Here is a 14,880-nt window from a genome sequence, read left to right on the forward strand (position 1 = left end):
GGGGAACTCCTTATTTTCGGGGGTTGGGGTGAATCAGGAGGTGGACGCCGGCTCGGGGTCGTTGCCCGTGCCGGTGCCCGAGACGTGGAACTCGTGCGCTTCGTGCCAGCTGATCCGGACACTCGCGCCGCGGTGGGCCATCACGTCCATGGACGAGGTCCGCAGGTTCTGCTGGAGCGCCACGACCCGGTCCCCCGACTCCAGGTCGATGACGAAGCGGGTCACCGCGCCCGCGTAGACGACCTCCGCGACGGTGCCGGACGCGTGCCGGTCCCCCGCGTCCGGCGCGTCGCCGCCGGCCAGGCCGACGTGGATCTTCTCCGGCCGGACGCAGACGCCGCCGATGCGGTTGGAGGTCCCCACGAACCCCGCGACGAACTCCGTCGCGGGACGCTCGTAGACCTCGGCGGGCGTGCCGACCTGCTCGACCCGGCCCCCGTTGAGGACGGCGACCCGGTCGCTCAGGGTCAGCGCCTCCTCCTGGTCGTGCGTGACGAACACGAACGTGATGCCGGCCCGCCGCTGCAGGGTCTTCAGCTCGACCTGCATCTCTTCGCGCAGCTTCAGGTCGAGCGCGCCGAGCGGCTCGTCCAGCAGCAGCACCTTCGGCTCGTTGACCAGGGCGCGGGCGAGCGCCACCCGCTGGCGCTGGCCGCCGGACAGCTCGCCGGGGCGGCGCGCCTCCATCCCGTCCAGCCGGACGCTGTGCAGGGCCTCCAGCGCCCGCTCGCGGCGCCTGGCGCGCGGCACCCGCCGCACCTTGAGCCCGTACTCGACGTTGCGGAGCACGTCCATGTGCGGGAACAGCGCGTAGTCCTGGAAGACGGTGTTGACGTCACGGTCGAACGGCGGGAGGCCGGTCACGTCCTTGCCGCCGAGCTCGACCGTCCCGGACGTCGGGCGCTCGAAGCCCGCGATGATCCGGAGCACGGTCGTCTTCCCGGACCCGGACGGGCCGAGCATCGAGAAGAACTCGCCGTCCCCGATGTCGAGGTCGACGCCCGCCACCGCCTCCACGGCGCCGAAGGCCTTGCGCAGATCGCGGATCCTCACCGCTGTCACCGGCATGACCGAAAACATATGGATTCATAGGTTTAAGTTCAAGTGATGTTCCGGTATCACTGTGTGCGACACCGGGAGGGGGCCCATGAACAGCGCGCACCTCGTCGTGTTCGCTCCCGTCGACAACACCGCGCGGGTGCACGCGGTGGTGCGGCGGCTCAGCGACGCGATCGCGCTCGGCCTCCTCGCCGACGGCGAGCAGCTGCCGAGCGAGACGGACCTGGCGGCACATCTCGGTGTATCGACGGTCACACTACGCGAAGCGCTGATGGCCTTGCGTCAGCAAGGGCTCATCGAGACCCGGCGCGGGCGGGGCGGCGGGAGCTTCGTCCGGGCCCCCGCCAGGCCGTTCGATCTCGACGAGCGGCTCCGTTCGCTCAGCGCGGAAGAGCTCCGCGATCTCGGCGACCACTACGCGGCGATCGCCGGCGCCGCCGCGCGGCTCGCCGCGCTGCGCTCGCTGCCCGGCGACGTCCGCAGGCTGCGCCGGTCGCTGGAGGAGATGGCGGCGACCGGGGCGGGCGCCGGGATGTGCCGGCTGGACGGCCGGCTCCACCTGGAGGTCGCCGCCGCGTCCCAGTCCGGCCGGCTCACCCGCGAGGAGATCCGGCTCCAGGCCGAGATCGGGCCGCTGGTCTGGGCCGTGCACGACCTGCCGGACCGGCGCCGCCGGGTCGACGCCGAGCACGCCGGGATCGTCGGCGCCATCGAGGACGCCGATGAGGCGCGAGCCCGCGATGTAGCTGAAAGTCACGTCCTGAATGCGGTAGAACGTCTCATTGAACGACGGCTCGCACTCTGAGGGGGTCCCATGCCCGCCGAGCCACCGGCCGTCGGCGCGGCGGCGGCGCACGTCCGCGCGACCCTGGACGGCGTCTTCGCGACCGTGACGCGGGTCCGCGACGCGACGGCCCGGTGCCTGGCCGACGTCCACCGCGCCGGCCGCGCCCCCGTCAGCGCCGACCTCGCCGCGCTGCGCCCGCTGCTGCTCGCCCGGCTCGGCCCGCTCGTCTGCGGGCTCGGGTTCATCGCCGCGCCGCAGCTGCTCGCCGACGCCGCCTGGTACATGGAGTGGTGGCAGACCGGCCCGGCCGGCCGCCCGTCCCAGCTGCTGCGCGACCTGGACCCCGAGCGCAGCGCCCTGTACGACTACACGCGCTGGGAGTGGTTCACCGGGCCGGAGAGCGGCGCCGAGCGGACCGTCTGCGGCCCCTACGTCGACTACCTGTGCAGCGACGAATACGTCCTCACTCTGTCGGCGCCCGTGCACGTCGCCGGAGCGTTCGCCGGCGTCGCCGCGGCGGACGTGTACGCCCGGACGTTCGAGAACGAGGTCGTCCCCGCGCTGCGCGAGATCCCCGCGCCCGCGCTGGTCGTCAACGCCCCCGGCCGGGTCATGGCGTCCAACACCGCGAGCTGGCCGCCGGGCGCCGTCTACCGCGAAAGCCCCGGCCACGCCGCCCGCCCCTGCGGCGACGGTGTCGACTGCGTCGCCCTCGGCGCCGGGCCCTGGTAGCTAAGCAGTACTAGGGGCCCTCCTTCAGCGGCAACGCGGCGATCGCCGCCGCGTGGCCGGGGCGGTGGCCGGTGTCAGCGCGTCAGTCGGCGTCGGGAAGTCCCAGGGCGAAGGCTTGTTCGAGGTCGTGCTGGGAGTAGGTGCGGAAGGCGATGTGGGTCTCGGTGCCGACGACGCCGTCGACCTTGTTGACCCGGCCCGGGATGACGTCGTTCAGCTCCTCGTGCCGGCGCACCCGGACCATCGCCATGAGGTCGTGGTCGCCGGTGATGGAGTAGACCTCGCTGACGCCCTCCAGCGCGGCGATCGTCTCGGCCACCTCGTGGATGCGCGCGACGTCGGCCTTGACGAACACGATCGCAGTGACCACTTCACCCTCCCCCTGAATTCGGCCCCGCCGGATCGGACGCTCCGACCCTACCGGCAGCGTCAGCCGCGGCTCAGCGCGGCCGGGCGCCGCGCCGGGCCCGCGCGGCGGGCGAGGAGCGCGAACACCACCCCGGCCGCGAAGCCGTAGATGTGCGCGGTGTAGGCGACGTTGCTCTTCTCGTCGCCGAGCGACAGCCACTGCAGGACGAACCAGTACCCCAGCACGACCCACACCGGCAGCCTGACCACGATGACCGGCGGCACCCAGCTGACGATGCGGCCCCGCGGGTTGAGGATCACGTAGGCGCCCATCACCCCGGCGATGGCGCCGGACGCGCCGATGAGCGGGACCGTCGAGCCCGGCGACGTCCACGCGAACCCGTAGACCGCGATGAGCCCGAACGCCAGGTAGCTGAGGAGGTACCGCCATCGTCCGAGCCGGTCCTCGACGCCCATCCCGACGACGAACAGCGCGACCAGGTTGCCCAGCAGGTGGAGCGCGCCGGAGTGCAGGAACATCGAGGTGAACGCCGACGTCCAGGGAGCCTTGTGGAAGTCCGCCGGCCCGCACTCGTGCGCGATGTCGGTCGGCAGCGGCTGCTGGTCGCCGGTCGTCAGCTCCTTGGGCACCGCGCCGTACTCGTAGGTGAAGTGCGCCGCGCTGCACTGGCGCACCCCGTCCTTGCCGTACCACGCGGCGAAGTTCGACATGGGGGTGAGCAGGAAGACCACCACGTTGGCCGCGACCAGCAGGTACGTCACCCACGGGACGCGGCGCGCCGGCTGGCTGTCGTAGAGGGGCAGTGCCACAGGGTCACCTTAGTGGGCGGCCGGCCCTCGGATGGGACGGCTCGTACCGCTCGTAGGCCTTGTCATAGGCGCGGTCGATCCATTCGCGGAGCCCCTCCGCGCCGTGCGCCGGGCACGTCCACGGGCCGTCCACCTCGACGAGCCGGACGCCGGGCAGGTCGAGCCAGCGCAGCACGCACTCCATCTCCTCGGCGGTGGCGCCCGCCGACGGGGGCGCGCCGAGCGCGACACCGCCGGGCGCCTCGCCGGACGGCGGGAAGACCGTCTCGGCGGTCGCGATGAGCGCGTCCACGTACGGGCGGGGCTGGGCGTGCGGCGGGACGGTCCCGGCGGCGGCGAGCCGCCCGTACCGCACGACCGACAGCTCCCAGCCGCCGTCGAACGCGGGCCGCGCCGCCACCAGCTGCGGGAGCCGGGCCAGCGCGGCGAGCCGCTGCCCGCGCGCGGCGGCGCGGACGAACGCGGCGAGCCGGTCGCGCTGGGCGGCGGCCTCCTCGTAGCGCAGCTCGGACGAGAGCCGGTCGATGCGCACCTGGGCGGCGGCCACCACGGGGCGCACGTCGCCCTCCATGACCGAGCGCGCGGTCTCGGCGTGCACGTTGTAGGCGCCGGCGGACTCGCGGCCGTCGCAGGGCGCGCCGCAGCGCCCGATCTCGGCGAGCGCGCACGCGCGGGCCTTGCCGCGCTCGATGAGCCGCATCGTCAGCCGCTGCGTGCACTGCCGCAGCGGGACGGCCTCGTGCAGCGCCGCCCGCGCCTCCTCCGCCTGCCGGCGGGACGGGATCGGCCCGAGGTAGCGGGCGCCGTCGGCGCGGCACTCCCGGACGATCGACAGCCGCGGGAACGGCTCCGCGGTCAGCTTCAGCCAGATCGCCCGCTCGGGGAACTTGGAGCGGCGGTTGTAGCGCGGCTTGTGCTCGGCGATCAGCCGCAGCTCCCGGACCTCGGCCTCCAGGCCGGTGGCGCACACGATCGTCCGGACGCTCTCCGCGAGCCCCACCATCTCGCGGACCCGCCAGCGCGTCTCCGATCCGGTGAAGTAGCTGCGCACGCGCGAGCGCAGGTCGCCGCTCTTGCCGACGTAGAGCACCTCGCCGGTGTGGTCCTCGAACAGGTAGACGCCGGGCGTGCTCGGCACGTCGTCGGCGAGGTGCCGCTTGCGGCGCTGCTCGGGGGTGGGCGCCTTGGCGAAGCCGCGCATCTCCTCCAGCGAGGTGACGCCGAACGAGCCGAGCCGCTCGATGAGGCCGTGCAGGACCTCCACGGTGGCGCGGGCGTCGGCGAGGGCGCGGTGCGTCGGCTCGCTGGACGTCCGGAAGAAGCGGGCCAGCGTGCCGAGCTTGCAGTTGGGCACCTCGTCCCTGGACAGGACGCGCCGCGCCAGGTCGACGGTGTCGACGACGGGGAACGCGGGCCACGCGTACCCGCCCGCGGCGCAGGCGCTCTTGAGGAAGCCGATGTCGAACGGGGCGTTGTGCGCGACGAGCACGCAGCCGCGGGCGAACTCCAGGAACGCCGGCAGCACCGACTCGATGGGCGGCGCGGCCGTCACCATCGCCGTGGTGATGCCGGTCAGCGCGGTGATGAACGGCGGTACCGGCCCGCCGGGGTCGACCAGCGTGCCGAGCTCGCCGAGCTCCTCTCCCCCGCGCACCTTCACCGCGCCGATCTCGGTGATGGCCGAGTCGGCGGCCGAGCCGCCCGTCGTCTCCAGGTCGACCACCACGAAGGTGACCTCGGAGAGCGGAGTGCCGAGGTCGTCCAGCGTTCCCTGGACGCCCGGCCCCTGACCCGGCCCCTGACCCGGCCCTTGGACACCGTGCGCAGCCGTCATGTGCGCGACCGTAGAGGACGCCACCGACAGAAGCCCGGCCCGCTAGGGTTGGGGGGCGCCGGCACGTCCCGCCGGGCCGGGGGGCCGCGGGGACGGCTCGGGGGAGCCCGGCGCGATCCGTCCGTTCGCACGTCCGCCCTGGTCGGTCGCCGGTTAGGGCGCGGGGCGGCAGGGAAGACACAGCCCACCGGCGGCTAGCCCGGAAGGAGCGGGATCATCGACAGCGGCCCCGAAGCGACCCCCGGCTGCGCGGAGTCCGAGAGACTGGCCCGGCCCCTCCCCGAACCCGTCCGGCAGTCCGTGGTGGAGGCCGCCGCCGGGCTGATCGGGTCGCTGCCCTCCGACGAGGTCCCCGCGCCGCTGCGCCGGTTCGCGCGGTTCGAGCGCCGCAAGCGCGCCAAGCTCGCCGGGCAGCACATCGCGGCGGTGCTGGAGAAGGACGCCGGCTTCCGGGCGCGGGTCGCCGAGCCGCTGCGCGAGGCGCAGGCCGACCTGGTGGAGGCCGTCGAGGGCGGGCGGGTGCCGCCCGCCGCCGACCCGGTACGGGTCGCGGTGCTGGCCTACCTGCTGCGGCCCGCGGGCTGGACGGGGCTCGTCGAGTCCGCGCGCGCCGAGCTGGAGCGCTCCGCGAGCGCGTCGGAGGAGGAGGCCGCCGAGCGCCGCGTCGCCGCGCTGAAGGAGGAGGTGGCCGCCGCCCGCGCCGCGCGCTCCGCCGAGCTGGACAAGCTGCGCGCCGAGCTGCGCGAGGCCAAGGCCGAGGTGGCCGAGCTGCGCCGCAAGCTGCACGACGCCCGCACCCGGTTCCGGACGGCGGAGCAGCGGGCGAGCGGGGTGGCGGCCGACAGCGAGCGGGAACTGGCCGCCGCGCGCGAGTCGAGCGCCGCGTCCGAGAAGGAGCTGCGCAGGCTGCGCGCCCGCGCCGCGCAGGCCGAGGCCGCCGCGGAGGCCGCCAAGCGGGCCGCGCGCGAGGGCCGCAACGTCGACGACGTGCGGCTGCGGATGCTGCTCGACACGCTCGTGGACGCGGCGCAGGGCGTCCGGCGGGAGCTGGCGCTGCCCTCCACGATCGGCCGCCCCGCCGACCTGGTGGGCGGGCAGGCGCACCGCGCGCTGCCCGGCCGGGCGCTGTCGGACGGCGATCCGCAGCTGCTCGACCGGCTGCTGACCCTGCCGCAGGTGCACCTGGTGGTGGACGGCTACAACGTCACGAAGACCGGGTACGGCGAGCTGCCGCTGGCGGACCAGCGCAACCGGCTGGTGTCCGGGCTCGGCGGGCTGGCGGCGCAGACCCGCGCCGAGGTGACGTGCGTGTTCGACGGCGCGGAGCTGGACGCGCCGGTGGCGATCGCGGCGCCGCGCGGCGTGCGGGTGAAGTTCAGCGCCCCGGGGCAGACCGCGGACGAGCTGATCGTCGAGCTGGTGCGGGCCGAGCCGCCGGGCCGTCCCGTGGTCGTGGTGTCCTCGGACCGCGAGGTCGCCGACGGGGCGCGCCGCGCCGACGCCCGGCCCTGCCCGTCCGCCCTGCTGCTGCGCCGGCTGGGCCGGTCATAAGGAAGCGATAAGGCTGCTATAAGGGACGGGTCGCACTCTGTGCTCTTTTTGTCACGGAAGTGAGACAATGATCGGCGATGTCAATCAAAGAGTGATGAATCGGTTGTGACGGTTGTTGCCCATCGCTAGTGTCGTTCCGCCGACGACATGGATGAGAGGGGCGAAACCGACCGTGGCCAAAGATCTCATCGGGGCACCGGCACTTGCGCGTGACCGGAGGGGCGGCTCCACGAGCAGAGGCTTCCACCGCCGCTTGGCGGCGGTCGCCTGCCTGACCGTGACGGCCTCCCTGGTGTCCGCCCCGGTGGTGGCGCACGCCGAACCCCGCCCGACCAGGGCCCAGGCTCAGAAACAGCTGAACAAGCTCAACGAGCAGATGGACCAAGAGGTCGAGAAGTACAACCAGAACGGGGAGAAGCTCAAGGTCGCCAAGAAGAAGTACACCACGGCGACCAAGGCGAGCAAGCGGGAGCAGGCCGCCTTCGAGGAGCAGCGCTCCAAGATCGCCCAGATGGCGGCCACCGCCTACAAGAACGGCGACTCCGCGGACGTGACGGGCTTCGTGGGCAGCAAGGACCCGCAGGCGATCCTCGACCAGGCCGCCGTCTTCTCCCATCTGTCGCACGAGCGCAGCTCCCAGCTCACCCAGTTCCTCGCGACCGCGCAGCGGCTCCGCCGGGAGCAGTCGCAGGCCAAGGCGGCCTACGAGGAGGTGAAGCAGAAGCAGGAGGAGCTGGCGAAGAAGAAGAAGGACCTCGACGAGAAGGTCGAGAAGCAGAAGGCACTGCTGCGCCGGCTCGGCGGCGGGACGTCCTCGGGCGGCGGCAGCGGAAGCTCGGGCGGCACCGGCGGCACCTACAACGGCCCGGCCAGCGGCGCCCCCCGCGCGGCGCTCGACTTCGCCTACGCCCAGCTCGGCAAGCCGTACCAGTACGGCGCGGAGGGCCCTGGCTCCTACGACTGCTCCGGCCTCACCATGAAGGCGTGGGCGGCCGCCGGCGTCAACATCACCCGTACGACCAACTCGCAGTACGCCGCCACCAAGCGGGTGGCCAAGAGCAACCTCCAGCCGGGTGACCTGGTGTTCTTCAGCGGGCTCGGCCACGTCGGCATGTACGTGGGCGGCGGCAAGATGATCCACGCTCCGCGCACCGGCAAGAACGTCGAGATCGTGAACATCACCTCGGGCTACTACCTGAGCAACTACTACGGCGCGGGGCGTCCCTGACGACCCGCCGCCGCGCCCCGCACGGGGCGTGACGAAGCTCCTTTCGGCAACGGACCAGGGTTGACCTGGTCCGTTGCTGATTTTGTGGGGGTTTGCCTTCTGTTGGGGCTTTGGTACCTTGTCACCACCCCGGCGCCTTCCAGACGCCGCGGCCCCGCGGCGCCCACCAGGCGCCTCGGCCCCACGCGGCGCATCCAGCCGCCGCGTGCCGGCGGCGCGAGCCACGCGCCGTCCTCCCCGGGCGGCACGATCCACGCGTCGCCCCGCGGCACCGGACGGTGCCGCAGCGGTCCGCCCCCGGACCGCCGGCCGGCCCCGGCCACCGTGCGCACGCTCGCGACGTGCATGGCGCTGAGCGCGCAGCCACGGCGGTCCCCCGGGCCAGGCCCCCCGGACGCCTCCGGAAACGGCCAGGCGTCCGCGCACCACCTCAGGCGCCGCTCGTTCGCACGCGGGAGACAGGTCCCGCGCAGGGCCCCATCTCGCCCCCAGGATCGCAGCGGCAGCGCCGAGTCCGCCCAGTGCGGAACCGGGGACCCACATCGCCGGAGTCCGGGAGACCTCCCGGACGGGCATTCCGGCACCCGGGGTGAATCGGTGCGTCTCTTCCGGCCCCGTTCCGGTGGAGCCCGCCGTAGGGCCACTTCCACGCCCGAACCCGTCAGCTAACCCGGTAGGCGTCTGGAAGAACGAAGGAGTGAGTTCCGCAGCGTTACCTGGGCGTGGCCGCCCAACACGCGGCCACGCCCGGATGACCCCTGCACTCCGCGGACGCCCGCCGTCCCGCGGAGCCCCCATCCGAACCGGCGTGCCCGTCCGGGCACGCACCGCCGAGTCCGCGGACCGGGCGCTCACGCGCGCCGGACGCGGAGCCGGGGACCCAACGTGTCCTTTCTCGGGGTGAATCGGCCTGCCTGCCCATGGGCGGCCGTAGGGCGGCTTCCACGCCCGAACCCGTCAGCTAACCCGGTAGGCGCCATGGAAGTCGAGGAGAGATCCCCCCGTGTCAGGCGCGCATCGCAAGAAGACCTCGGGCAGGCACCGCAAGCCGAACGCCCTGTCCATCACCTGGCGGACGACCGGCGGCGTGATCGTCGGCGCCGCCGTCCTCGGCACCGCCGCGGCCACCGCGCAGGCGTCCGTCCTGCCGTTCGGGTCCGCGCCGGCGGCCGCCACGGCCGCCGGCGCCACCGCGGCGAAGAAGGCCGGCAAGGGCTCGTCCCGGAGCGCGTCCGCCAAGGACGAGTCGGCTCGTGCGTCCAGGACTCACTCCCCGGAGAAGGCGGCCGGGAAGAGCCCGGACGCCCGGCCGGAGGACCAGCCGAAGGCGGCCGCCGCGCAGCGGTCCGGGGACGCGCGGCCCACCGCCGGCGAGGCCGTCGAACTCGCCAAGTCCCAGGTGGGCGTGAAGGAGGACGGCGGCGGCGAGACCAAGTTCCAGAAGTGGTACATGGGCACCGCACGCGCCCAGGAGACCGTCGCCCGCGACGGCGGCTCCATCGGCGGCTACAGCGACGCGCAGTGGTGCGACATGTTCGTCTCCTGGATCGGCGAGCAGATCGGCTTCACCGACCAGATCGGCAGCGACGCCTGGACGGTCGCCCACGCCCGCTGGTTCCAGGAGCACGGCCGCTGGGGCACCGAGCCCAGGCCCGGCGCGATCGTCTTCTACGCGTGGAGCGGCAGCAAGGACGTCAAGGCCATCCGGCACGTCGGCATGGTGGTCAAGAAGATCGACGACGACACCGTCGAGGCCGTCGAGGGCAACACCGGCAACGCCGTCATGATCAAGAAGCGTCCGGCCGACGACATCGTCGGCTACGGATACCCCGACTACAAGTCCTGACGGCGCTTCCGGCACCCCGGGCTGCATAGGATCGCGGCCATGGCAGACGGTCCGGAGCACGACGGCCCGGAGCACGACGGCCCCGTGACGCGGCGCAGGGCTCTCGCCCTCGGCGCGGGCGGGGCCGCCGTGCTGCTGGCGGGCGGCGCCGGGCTCCTCGGCGCGCGGCCGGGCGGCGGGACGTCCCGGGCCGGCGCGTCCCGCGGCGACCCCTCCGAGGCGGCCGGGGCCTTCGCGCCCGAGGCCGCCGGCCCCGTCCTCGCCAACCGCGCGCGGGCCGTGCGGGACGGCGACCGCACGGCCTTCCTCGCCACGGTCGGCAACGCGCCCCGGGCGTTCCAGGACGTCCAGTCCCGCATGTTCGACAACCTCCGCAGGCTTCCGCTGGAGGGCTGGCAGGAGCGCATCGTCGGCACCCAGGCCATGGACGGGAAGGGCGCGGTCGTCCGCACCGAGATGCGCTACAGGCTGCGGGGCTTCGACAAGGGCTACGTGGCCCGCACCCGCTACCTCACCCTCGCTCCCAGTTCCGGCGCCTGGACGGTCGTCGGGGACGGGGCGTCCCACGGGTTCACCGACGACGGCTGCATCTGGGACGGCGGCCCCCTGACCGTGGTGAAGGGCCGTGCCAGCCTCGTCATAGGCGACACCACCGGCCTCGAAGGCATCACCAAGCGCCTGGACGCGGCCGTGCCCGTCGTCACGAGCGTCGTCGGCAAGGGGTGGGCGCAGCGGGTCGTCGCGCTCGTCCCCGCCGACACGGCCCTCGCCTCCGCGCTCGCCGGCCCCGGCCAGAGCCTCGCCGAGATCGCCGCGCTCGCGACCGTCGCGCCCTCGGCGGGCACCGGACGCGGCGAGGACCGCGTCATCGTCTCCCCCGGCACCTTCGGCCGCCTCAACAGACTCGGCCGCGACGTCGTCCTCACCCACGAGCTGACCCACGTCGCCACCGGCGGCGCCCGCGACCGGCGGACGCCGCTGTGGCTCATCGAGGGCTTCGCCGACTACGTCGGGTACCGGCGCGTCGAGATCGGCGTCCGGTCGGCGGCCGGCGAACTGCGCCGCGAGGTCGCCGCGGGACGGGCCCCGGCCGCGCTGCCGGCGGCCGGCGACTTCGCTGGCGGCTCCCCGCGCCTCTCCCAGGCCTACCAGGAGGCCTGGCTCGCCTGCCGGATGGTCGCCGACCGGTACGGTGAGGCGACGCTCGTGCGGCTGTACCGGGCCGCCGGGCGCGTCCCGGAGGCCACCGCGCTGCGCGACGTGCTGGGCCTCACCCGGGACCGCTTCACCACCCTGTGGCGCGACTACGTGCAGAAGGAACTCTCATGAGCGAGACGGAGGCGGACGAGGGCCACGACGTGAACGAAGACCGTGCAGCCGAAAGACGTGCCGCCGAAGCAAATGCCGCCGGAGACCCGGCCGAGCCCTCGCCCGGCGGATCGTCCGGCACCGCGCGGACGCGGCGGCCCCGCATCGCCGCCGCCGTCGCCGCCGCCGTGCTGTTCGCCGCCGTGGCGGCCGTCCTCGCGCTGACCACCCCGTGGCACCCGCTGCCGGGACACGTGCCCGGCGGCCACGTGCGGGCCGATCCCGTGCTCGACTTCGCCCCCGCCGAGATCGCCCGTTCGAGGGCGTTCGACTCGGCCGTCAACCCGCCGGCCTACGCCGGTCTCCTAACGGGCCTCGCGGTGATCCTCGTCCTCGGCCTCACCCCGCTCGGCGCCCGCTTCATCGGCCGGATCACCGCCCGCACCCGCCGCCGCCCCCTCCGGATCGCCGTCGCCGCGGTCGCGCTGACGACGGTGCTGCGCCTCGCCGGGCTCCCGTTCGGCATCTGGAGCGAGTCGGTGCTGCACCGGTACGGGCTGTCCACGCAGAGCCGGCCCGCGTGGCTCACCGACCAGCTGAAGTCGCTCGGCGTCACCTGGGTCATCTCCACGATCGCCCTGCTGCTCCTCTACGCCCTCATCCGCCGCTTCCCGCGCTACTGGTGGACGGGCGCCGCCGCCGGCGGGTTCGTCCTCGTCGTCTTCGTGTCGTTCCTCTACCCGGTCGCGGTCGAGCCGGTGTTCAACGACTTCCACTCGCTGCGGCAGGGGCAGCTGCGCAGCGACCTCCTCGCGATGGCGCAACGGGACGGCGTGCCCGTCAAGGACGTCCTCGTCGCGGACGCCTCCCGCCGGACGACGTCGCTCAACGCCTACGTGTCCGGGTTCGGCTCCACGCGCCGGATCGTCCTCTACGACACCCTGCTGAAGTCGCCGCGGCCGCGGATCGAGTCGATCGTCGGGCACGAGCTCGGCCACGCCAAGCGCGACGACGTCCTGTGGGGCACGCTGGTGGGTGCGCTGGGCATCGCCGGGGCGCTGTGCCTGCTGTACCTCCTGATGACCTCTCCACGCCTCCTGCGGCGCGCGGGAGTCGACCCCGGCGGCGCGCCGGGGGAGGCGCCCGGCGGGCGCGGAGCGGCGGACCCGCGCACCATCGCGCTGCTGCTCGCGCTCGTGGCCATCGGGACGCAGCTCGCCGCGCCCGTCCAGAACCTCGTCAGCCGCCGCATCGAGGCCCGCGCCGACGCGCACGCGCTGAACCTCACCCGCGACCCGTCGACGTTCGTCTCCATGCAGCACGAGCTGTCGGTGCGCAACATCTCCGACCTGAGCCCCGACGCCGTCGAGTACATCCTCTGGATGACGCACCCCTCCGGACCGGACAGGATCGCGATGGCCCGCGACTGGGCCCGCATGAACCGCGTCGAGGTCCCGCCGCCGCTCCGCTAGCCGTACTGCCGGCCGGACGCGGCGGCGGGACGATCCCTCAGTTCCCCTCGGCGCCCTGCTTCTCCGGTGCTCTGGGCTTCGCGCCCTCGCCCTGCGCGGACAGCGTCGCCGCGTCCAGGTGCGGCGCGGTCGTCACCGACCGCTTCAGTGCGCTGCCCTTCACCCAGTCGCTCCAGCCGAGCTGCCAGAAGCCCCAGCCGTTGTCCGGCTCCAGTTCCCGGCTGCTGCCGGTGACCTTGACGATGTCGCCCCGGTTGCTGAGCTTGTAGAACCACTTCGCGTTGGACGGGCTGATGTTGATGCAGCCGTGGCTGACGTTCTCGTGCCCCTGGTCGCCCACGGACCACGGCGCGCTGTGCACGTACTCGCCGCTGTTGGAGATCCGCACGGACTTGTACACGGTCAGGCTGTAGCCGCCCGGACTTCCGGGGCTGATGCCCATCCACTCGGACGTCATGGTGGTGGGGTCCTCCTTGGACATCGTCACGTGGACCCCGTTGGTGGTCGTGTACCTGCGCTCGCCGCCCTTGCCCATGCTGGTCGGGATGGTGCGGGCCTTCTTGCCGTTGACCATCACCACCATCTTGTGGCTGTCCTCGCCCGCCGTGGAGACGTGCGAGTCGCCGATCTTGAAGTCGACGGCGTAGTTCTTGCCGCCGTACACGTCCCCGCCGGTGCGCACCCCGCTCAGGTGCGCCCGGAACCTCACGTTCGTGTGCACGGGCCAGTACTGCTTCGTCCGGAACACGACCTGCTGGTCGCCGAACCAGTGCCAGGCGCCCTCCACGGTCCTGTCCGCCGTGACCTCCAGCCCCCGCTCGACCGCCGCCCGGTCCTTCACCGGGCGCTCGAAGTTCATGACGATCGGGATCCCCACGCCGACCGTCTCCTTGTTGTACGGCGCATCGATCGTCACGTCGTTCGTCTTCGCGACCTCGGCCGTGGTGAAGCGGCTGGAGACCGTCCGGGTCCTGCCGTCCTTGCCGAGCCCGGTCGCGGCGACCGTGTACGTCTCCCCCGGCTCCAGCGACCAGCGCGACCGCCACTGCGTCCGGTCGGCGCTGAGGTCCCCCTCGACCTCGCCGTCCTTCGTCGACACCGTGACGTTCTCGATCGTGCCGCTGCCCGCCCGGACATCGATCTGGCCGTCCGGCCTCAGCTTCCCGCCGCCGCCCGCCGGCGACACCGCGAGCCGCACGGCGTCCGCGGCCTCCGGCTCGCCGCCCGAGCAGGCCGCGACCGCGGCCACCACGCTCGCGCCGACGAGCACGGCGGCGGCGCGCCGTCCCCGGTACCCCGGTCTCCGCCGGTACCCCGGTCCTGAGCCACCCACCCGCATGTGGACCCCCCGGTCGTCCTCCTGGGCGATCGGTCCGCCTGCCCAGCCCGGTGGCTGGAACGGCGCCCAGTATGTGAAAGGGCCGGTACCCGCTGAAAAGCGGACACCGGCCCTCGGTGGGGTTCTTTTACCGACTAGTGGGCGAAATGACCCCGGTAGTACTCGAAGACCAGACCGATGGTGGTCAGGATCGCGCAGAAGGCGCCGAAGATGACCAGCCACCAGCCGAACACGACGCCGAGCGCCACGGCCGCGGCCGACAGCCCGACGAACAGCGGCCACCAGCTGTGCGGGCTGAAGAAGCCCAGCTCACCGGCCGCGTCCGCGATCTCGCCCTCGGGGTCGTCCTCGTACAGCGGGCCCGCGTTCGCGCGCTCGAGGCGGCGCACCGTGAAGTGGACGTAGAACCCGATGAGCCCGGCGAGGCCGACGCCCAGCCCGAGCACCGACGTGCCCGTCCAGTCGTTGGACCAGAGCCAGTACACGATGTCGGTGGCGAGGAAGAAGACCGCGGTCCCGTAGAACATGAACGCCTGGACGCGCAT

At 73.4% G+C, this 14,880-nt stretch carries 13 protein-coding genes and 2 riboswitches; of the genes, 7 read left to right on the top strand and 6 right to left on the bottom strand.

Annotated elements, in window-relative coordinates; all coding sequences use genetic code 11:
• Positions 1 to 33 precede the first annotated feature (33 nt).
• The gene (locus AL2_RS07985) at positions 34 to 1,068 is read right to left on the bottom strand and encodes an ABC transporter ATP-binding protein (RefSeq protein ID WP_067632478.1); all 1,035 of its coding nucleotides are present in this window, start codon (positions 1,066 to 1,068) and stop codon (positions 34 to 36) included.
• Positions 1,069 to 1,147: 79 nt separating this feature from the next.
• On the opposite strand from AL2_RS07985, the gene AL2_RS07990 reads away from it, so the two are divergent.
• Together AL2_RS07990 and AL2_RS07995 are read left to right on the top strand one after the other, a co-directional pair.
• Complete coding sequence (locus AL2_RS07990; RefSeq protein ID WP_067631484.1) at positions 1,148 to 1,864, top strand: FadR/GntR family transcriptional regulator; 717 nt, start codon at positions 1,148 to 1,150, stop codon at positions 1,862 to 1,864.
• 9 nt (positions 1,865 to 1,873) lie between these two features.
• Positions 1,874 to 2,578 carry a PDC sensor domain-containing protein gene (locus AL2_RS07995; protein ID WP_067631486.1) on the top strand — a complete coding sequence of 235 codons (705 nt, stop codon included), beginning with the start codon at positions 1,874 to 1,876 and terminating at the stop codon, positions 2,576 to 2,578.
• 82 nt (positions 2,579 to 2,660) lie between these two features.
• Here the strand turns inward: AL2_RS07995 and AL2_RS08000 are convergent, their stop codons facing one another.
• Genes AL2_RS08000 through AL2_RS08010 form a run of 3 tightly spaced genes read right to left on the bottom strand, consistent with a single transcriptional unit; the run spans position 2,661 to position 5,591 of the window.
• Positions 2,661 to 2,948 carry an Lrp/AsnC family transcriptional regulator gene (locus AL2_RS08000; RefSeq protein ID WP_067631488.1) on the bottom strand — a complete coding sequence of 96 codons (288 nt, stop codon included), beginning with the start codon at positions 2,946 to 2,948 and terminating at the stop codon, positions 2,661 to 2,663.
• A gap of 59 nt (positions 2,949 to 3,007) precedes the next feature.
• Positions 3,008 to 3,757, bottom strand: coding sequence for a rhomboid family intramembrane serine protease (locus AL2_RS08005; RefSeq protein ID WP_067631490.1), 750 nt, complete (start codon positions 3,755 to 3,757; stop codon positions 3,008 to 3,010).
• A gap of 4 nt (positions 3,758 to 3,761) precedes the next feature.
• Entirely contained in the window at positions 3,762 to 5,591 is a 1,830-nt protein-coding gene (locus AL2_RS08010; RefSeq protein WP_067631492.1) for a DEDD exonuclease domain-containing protein, read from the bottom strand.
• A 303-nt stretch (positions 5,592 to 5,894) separates the two neighbouring features.
• Between AL2_RS08010 and AL2_RS08015 the strand changes: the two genes are divergently transcribed.
• The 5 genes from AL2_RS08015 (at position 5,895) to AL2_RS08035 (ending at position 12,996) form a co-directional block, all read left to right on the top strand.
• The gene (locus AL2_RS08015) at positions 5,895 to 7,142 is read left to right on the top strand and encodes an NYN domain-containing protein (protein ID WP_245666432.1); all 1,248 of its coding nucleotides are present in this window, start codon (positions 5,895 to 5,897) and stop codon (positions 7,140 to 7,142) included.
• Between the two features lie 277 nt (positions 7,143 to 7,419).
• Positions 7,420 to 8,370: a C40 family peptidase gene (locus tag AL2_RS08020; RefSeq protein WP_245666433.1), complete on the top strand. Its 951-nt coding sequence runs from the start codon at positions 7,420 to 7,422 to the stop codon at positions 8,368 to 8,370.
• Positions 8,371 to 8,866: 496 nt separating this feature from the next.
• Positions 8,867 to 9,065: riboswitch (cyclic di-AMP (ydaO/yuaA leader) on the top strand.
• A gap of 153 nt (positions 9,066 to 9,218) precedes the next feature.
• Positions 9,219 to 9,360: riboswitch (cyclic di-AMP (ydaO/yuaA leader) on the top strand.
• A gap of 13 nt (positions 9,361 to 9,373) precedes the next feature.
• Positions 9,374 to 10,216 (top strand): CHAP domain-containing protein, encoded by an 843-nt coding sequence (locus tag AL2_RS08025; RefSeq protein WP_083946194.1) that lies wholly within the window; start codon positions 9,374 to 9,376, stop codon positions 10,214 to 10,216.
• A 39-nt stretch (positions 10,217 to 10,255) separates the two neighbouring features.
• On the top strand, positions 10,256 to 11,545 hold the full coding sequence (locus AL2_RS08030; protein ID WP_067631498.1) for a hypothetical protein: 1,290 nt from the start codon (positions 10,256 to 10,258) through the stop codon (positions 11,543 to 11,545).
• The gene (locus AL2_RS08035) at positions 11,542 to 12,996 is read left to right on the top strand and encodes a M48 family metallopeptidase (RefSeq protein ID WP_083946196.1); all 1,455 of its coding nucleotides are present in this window, start codon (positions 11,542 to 11,544) and stop codon (positions 12,994 to 12,996) included. Before AL2_RS08030 ends, AL2_RS08035 begins: the two co-directional genes overlap by 4 nt.
• Before the next feature lie 37 nt (positions 12,997 to 13,033).
• Here the strand turns inward: AL2_RS08035 and AL2_RS08040 are convergent, their stop codons facing one another.
• Both AL2_RS08040 and AL2_RS08045 read right to left on the bottom strand, forming a co-directional pair.
• Entirely contained in the window at positions 13,034 to 14,329 is a 1,296-nt protein-coding gene (locus AL2_RS08040; RefSeq protein ID WP_245666434.1) for a L,D-transpeptidase, read from the bottom strand.
• Positions 14,330 to 14,469: 140 nt separating this feature from the next.
• Positions 14,470 to 14,880, bottom strand: a complete 411-nt coding sequence (locus AL2_RS08045; RefSeq protein WP_067631500.1) for a cytochrome c oxidase subunit 4 — start codon at positions 14,878 to 14,880, stop codon at positions 14,470 to 14,472.

Origin of the sequence: Actinomadura latina NBRC 106108 (assembly GCF_001552195.1) — a bacterium.
Classification (GTDB): Bacteria; Actinomycetota; Actinomycetes; order Streptosporangiales; family Streptosporangiaceae; genus Spirillospora; species Spirillospora latina.

Excerpts from the sequence above, each read along its gene's own strand:
- AL2_RS08010 (WP_067631492.1), bottom strand. The coding sequence starts at position 5,591 with ATGACGGCTGCGCACGGTGTCCAAGGGCCGGGTCAGGGGCCGGGTCAG.
- AL2_RS07985 (WP_067632478.1), bottom strand. The coding sequence starts at position 1,068 with ATGCCGGTGACAGCGGTGAGGATCCGCGATCTGCGCAAGGCCTTCGGC.
- AL2_RS08030 (WP_067631498.1), top strand. The coding sequence starts at position 10,256 with ATGGCAGACGGTCCGGAGCACGACGGCCCGGAGCACGACGGCCCCGTG.
- AL2_RS08035 (WP_083946196.1), top strand. The coding sequence starts at position 11,542 with ATGAGCGAGACGGAGGCGGACGAGGGCCACGACGTGAACGAAGACCGT.
- AL2_RS08045 (WP_067631500.1), bottom strand. The coding sequence starts at position 14,880 with ATGCGCGTCCAGGCGTTCATGTTCTACGGGACCGCGGTCTTCTTCCTC.
- AL2_RS07990 (WP_067631484.1), top strand. The coding sequence starts at position 1,148 with ATGAACAGCGCGCACCTCGTCGTGTTCGCTCCCGTCGACAACACCGCG.
- AL2_RS07995 (WP_067631486.1), top strand. The coding sequence starts at position 1,874 with ATGCCCGCCGAGCCACCGGCCGTCGGCGCGGCGGCGGCGCACGTCCGC.